This is a genomic window from Lacticaseibacillus hegangensis (assembly GCF_003946465.1).
Taxonomy (GTDB): Bacteria; Bacillota; Bacilli; order Lactobacillales; family Lactobacillaceae; genus Lacticaseibacillus; species Lacticaseibacillus hegangensis.
In genome coordinates this window covers 1-4,636 of record NZ_RHOL01000060.1, presented here as the reverse complement: position 1 = coordinate 4,636, position 4,636 = coordinate 1, and the positions used below count along the sequence as shown (strand labels likewise).

Here is a 4,636-nt window from a genome sequence, read left to right as displayed (position 1 = left end):
TGAAACACCAAAGCAGCGCAGTCCCGTGTGAATCGTGGGATTGCGCTGCTTTTTTGAAATTCTATGAATAATCCAGGTTGGAAGAAGCGCTAGTGAGCTATAAAGCTCTGGGCAACAGAATGGATCAATCAATGAAGTCACTCCGTAAATATCGTTGCCAAGTACTCAACGCTTTACGGTATGACTATTCAAATGGGTTCCTAGAAGGAATCAATAGCCAGATCAAGAAAATCAAGAACACCGCGTATGGGTACCAGAACTGGAGCAACTTTATCAATCGCATCTTTCTGGAAAGAGTGTGGTTCAGGTTGTCCAAGCGGAAGCTGGCGGTATAAAAATAGAGTACCTAGACCAATCAAGGTCTAGGTACTCATAGAAATCTCTATCAACTCTACTTGACGAAGAGCCGATTAACTTGGGGCTGTGACAATACAATTTCAATGCCGCCTGTTGTTTATTGACGCCATAGAAGTTAAGGCGTAAAGCACTTAAACACAGTTTCTTAGACCAATTAACCTACCACTTAAACACTTTTGCCAATGTAAGCATAATTGTGTATATAACTGCCCCAAAGCAGGCAAAATAAAGAAAGATGGCAAGTGCATCCTTCACATTGGTCAAAGGAAACCATCCGCTCACTAATAAAATCGGATAAACTGTTATCAACATTGATAAGAAATGAATAATACTACGCTCGAACAAGCTTAAAGAGTTTATGTCATATATCACTGAAGCTAATCCAACGAATAAAACAATAAGTGCAACAAAAAACGTGCTTCTGGCCTGGTAAGTCTTTTCCTGAAAATGTAGCATAACCGCGATGATACTCATAATTCCAAATGGGATACCGCCCCGTAGAATCCCCTTGAATAATAGCGAGATAAACATAGCCCCTCCTTCCGGTCCAAACTCTAATGTCGATTAAGTCATCGAATATCTACTTTGGTTTTAAAACCTCGAATATCCAAAATCAGATGCTTGGAATCAAATCATCATGGACCCGCGACGAGTTGAAGATACCCAATTCTAAATCCATTTGTTCTCTTTGGCGATTTGAATCGCCTCAAGTCGACCACGAACACCCAGTTTGCTAAATATGGCGGATAGGTAATTCCGCACAGTACCATCTGACAAGTGCAGTCTCTCAGATATTTCATGCGTCGTACCACCCGTCACAGACTCCACTAAGACCGACTGTTCACGTGCGGTCAGTGGATTGTGCGCCGCCGATACCATATTGACGACTAATTCGGGATCAAACCGCGTTAAGCCCTGAACGACCTCACGAATCGCAGAAATCAGCTGATCACTTGGGCTGTCCTTAAGCAGGTAACCAGAAACCGAAGCGGCAACGGCCCGCTCAAAGTATGCCTTTTGCGCAAACGTCGTCAAAATAATGACCTTGGTTTCAATTTGTGCTTGATGAATCTTGTCGGCAATATCCAACCCTGTTCGCTTTGGCATTTCAATATCTAGGACTGCAACGTCAGGTTTCAAGCGCATGACCTCATCGCAAGCTACCTGCCCGTCCTTGGCTGATCCAATCACTGTTAGATCATCCTCAAGTTCGATAATTTGAGTCAGCGCGGAATTCAACATGCTTTGATCCTCTGCGAGATAAACTCTTATCATAATTTTTCTTCCTCCGGTAGCTCGCATGTCACAAGTGTGCCAATGCGATTGGGACGAATTGAGAAGTTCCCGCCGATTGCTAAAAGGCGATTTTGCATCCCGCTGATGCCATTGCTCCCAGGTCGCTCAAACAGTTGTCCATCGCCATCATCTTGGACGGTCACTTCGTATTTGGCAGGTTGACGATTGAACCCGACAGTGACTTTTCCTGCATGTGCATGCCGAATCACATTGGTTAAAGCTTCTTGGAGGACAGCCGAGACGGTGGTCTGAATTTCCGTTGGCCATTGTTCAGCTTCGGTTTCCCCAAAAGTCACCAGCGCCACGTTGGCAACATTCAGCGCCGCACCCTGTGTGACCAGCATTTCACTGATCGATTGCTGATGTAAGTTGTTAACAATCTCCCGGACAACCTGCAAGTTCCTGCGGCTCGTTTGTTGAATGTCATCTAATTCCGCCTCAACGCGCTCTGGTGCTTTGATCAGTAACTTTTTAGCCAGCTCTGACTTAACGGTAATCATCGAGAAGCTTTGCCCAAGTGTATCATGTAAATCCCTCGCGATTCGCTCACGTTCATTACGCTGCACAACGGCTTCAAGTCTGCGATTCGTCTGGCGAATCGTTCGACTGGTGAAAATTTCTCGGGCGAAGAAATAGGCCATAAATGGCGAGACTAACGGAAAAATTGCGCCAACCAACTCGGTCCCATCCCATCTGAAGTCACTTGGTGCCATCAGACTGTAGCGTGCGAAGCTTGCCACAATAATCAATTCATAGGTGCCTACGAACCAGCGAAATGCTCTGCGCCCACGGGTAGTTTGTGCCAAAATGAATGCTACTTGCCACGCAGGAAAAATGATCATGTAATTGTTGAGGGCAAACAGTGAGAAAACAGCACAGATTATCAATTCCAATGGAATAAAGAGTATTCGGTATCGCGGTAGCTCAACGACCGCAATATATACTGCAACAAACACTGCACCCAACGCTAACCAACGCCAGTCCTGTGGCTGGGTTGGCGGCAGGTAGGAAAGCAGATTGAAGGGGACATAGACAAGCCAGATGTAGCTCGTCCATTCCAAGGTTGAGAATCTTTGTCGCCATCGACTACTCTTTAACACTGAATCGCCACCGCCTTAAAGTCACCTCTTGAATCAGCACCGCCAATCCGGAAACCGCAAGCCAACTCGCAATAATAAGCCAATCATACCCCGAAGAATGTTGATTCGCGACTATATTATTCAACAAATGATTAAGCCGATACGTCGGTAAAGATGTGCCGACGACTTGAAGCCACTGTGGGAGCATTGTCATTGGCCACCATAACCCACTCACAATCGCTACCGGAAATGTCAAAAGATTACTGATCACACTCAACGTTTCTTCGCGGCCAACGCGACTAATCAGCAAACCGACAACAAATAATGGCAATTCACCAATCAGCGAAACGAGGATTATCAAAATCATCTGCCCGATGTGCAACGTGAGATGATTCACTCCAATGGCAAGTGCAAACATAATCCCTGTAGATAGAACGGTCATCAGCATGAAGCATAATGCAATCGAACAATAGTAAGCATTCAAACCCACTGGCGTCTGACTTAACCGGGTTAAATAGCCACTGCGGCGATCACGTTGCAGTAGCACTGCAAGTCCGAAAAAGGCGCTGATAATGAGGCTGTACACGATCATGCTACACATATAGCTGCCGGAAAATTGCTGTACTTCTCCTTGGCTACCGCTTACCATCACCTTCGTAAACAAAATGTAAAAGCCGGCCGGCATTAGTAGTGAGAAAAATAAAAATGGTAGATTCCGAAAAATCTCACGCTGAACATCAAATTTAAACTGCTGAACGAATGGTTTCATTTGGTAGCCTCCTGTCGCATCATCTCACTGAAAATATCGGCTAGAGATTGCTTCGTCACACTTAACTCATGCACTTGACTTAATTGCCGACTAAGCGCGCCGAGGGTTTGATCACCATCGTTACTAGTTAGCTCCCAATAGCTACCAACCTTGTTCACTGATTGAACACCGGGTAATTGCAGTAGCTGGGGTTCAGAGAGCGAACTAGTAAAGCGAAAAAGAGTTTGAACATGCGCCTCTTGTAGCTCTGAGAATGTTCCTTGAAACCGAATTCGTCCTGATTTAAGAATCAGTAACCGATCGGCCACATCTTGCAGTTCCTCTAAATAGTGACTGGTGATCATAATGGTGACACCTTCACGTTGCATCTGCTTGACCTGAAGCCAAAGCTTCTCACGAGCAGTGACATCCATGCCCACTGTTGGCTCGTCCAAGAACAACAGCCTGGGCTGGCCCACAAGTGCAGATAAGAACGTAACTCGACGAAGTTGACCGCCAGATAAACGGTCAATCCGTTTTTTACTCAACGAGGCAATACCATTGTCGCGCATTAACTGATCAATATTTGCAGGGTTGGAATAACTGGCACTCAAATTGCCCAACAGCTCTTGCACCGTCACCCCCGGTAGCTTTAAATCGCCTTGAGGCATGGCTCCGAGCCAGTCGCAAACACGCTTATCATGCGCTTGATGACCAAAAATCGAGATCTCTCCGTTGATCGGCAACTGCGCCTGCATCAGTCTTAATAACGTCGTTTTACCAGCACCATTTTCGCCAATTACCCCAATCATTTCACCAGCGTTAACCGAAAAGTTGACATTGTTAAGGACGGGTTGCTTCCCGTAATCAAAAGATAAATTCTGAATCTTAACTGCTTCTGTCATTGTCTGTCCTCCATGTCCTCAGAATACGCGGAGTAATGGGCAAACCCTAGTAACGAATGTCATGAAATGGGTATGACAAAAGTCATGAATTTTTGGGATTGGTGTCACAAACCTGGTTATATGACCATTCGTAAATCACGTAAAAACCTGGGAACTATTCAAACAAATATGTGGCCCTGGTTTAAAATCGAAGTGCAACACCTGATAAAGCAGACCAATTTGCACAAAAAGGTCATGAAGACCTATTCTTG

At 45.3% G+C, this 4,636-nt stretch carries 6 protein-coding genes; 1 reads left to right on the top strand and 5 read right to left on the bottom strand.

What is annotated here, in order from left to right; all coding sequences use genetic code 11:
• Positions 1–119: 119 nt before the first annotated feature.
• Positions 120–335: a transposase gene (locus tag EKM86_RS12180; RefSeq protein ID WP_379909307.1), complete on the top strand. Its 216-nt coding sequence runs from the start codon at positions 120–122 to the stop codon at positions 333–335.
• A gap of 181 nt (positions 336–516) precedes the next feature.
• On the opposite strand, the gene EKM86_RS12175 is transcribed toward EKM86_RS12180, so the two are convergent.
• The 5 genes from EKM86_RS12175 to EKM86_RS12155 form a co-directional block, all read right to left on the bottom strand.
• Positions 517–888, bottom strand: coding sequence for a DUF3021 family protein (locus tag EKM86_RS12175; protein ID WP_125758350.1), 372 nt, complete (start codon positions 886–888; stop codon positions 517–519).
• A gap of 138 nt (positions 889–1,026) precedes the next feature.
• Entirely contained in the window at positions 1,027–1,632 is a 606-nt protein-coding gene (locus tag EKM86_RS12170) for a response regulator transcription factor (RefSeq protein WP_125758348.1), read from the bottom strand.
• The gene (locus EKM86_RS12165; protein ID WP_125758346.1) at positions 1,629–2,753 is read right to left on the bottom strand and encodes a sensor histidine kinase; all 1,125 of its coding nucleotides are present in this window, start codon (positions 2,751–2,753) and stop codon (positions 1,629–1,631) included. Before EKM86_RS12165 ends, EKM86_RS12170 begins: the two co-directional genes overlap by 4 nt.
• A complete protein-coding gene (locus EKM86_RS12160) occupies positions 2,740–3,501 on the bottom strand; it encodes an ABC transporter permease (RefSeq protein WP_125758344.1) in 762 nt (253 codons plus the stop codon). Before EKM86_RS12160 ends, EKM86_RS12165 begins: the two co-directional genes overlap by 14 nt.
• Positions 3,498–4,385, bottom strand: coding sequence for an ABC transporter ATP-binding protein (locus tag EKM86_RS12155; protein WP_125758342.1), 888 nt, complete (start codon positions 4,383–4,385; stop codon positions 3,498–3,500). The genes EKM86_RS12160 and EKM86_RS12155 overlap by 4 nt, the downstream gene beginning before the upstream one ends.
• Between the last annotated feature and the right edge of the window lie 251 nt (positions 4,386–4,636).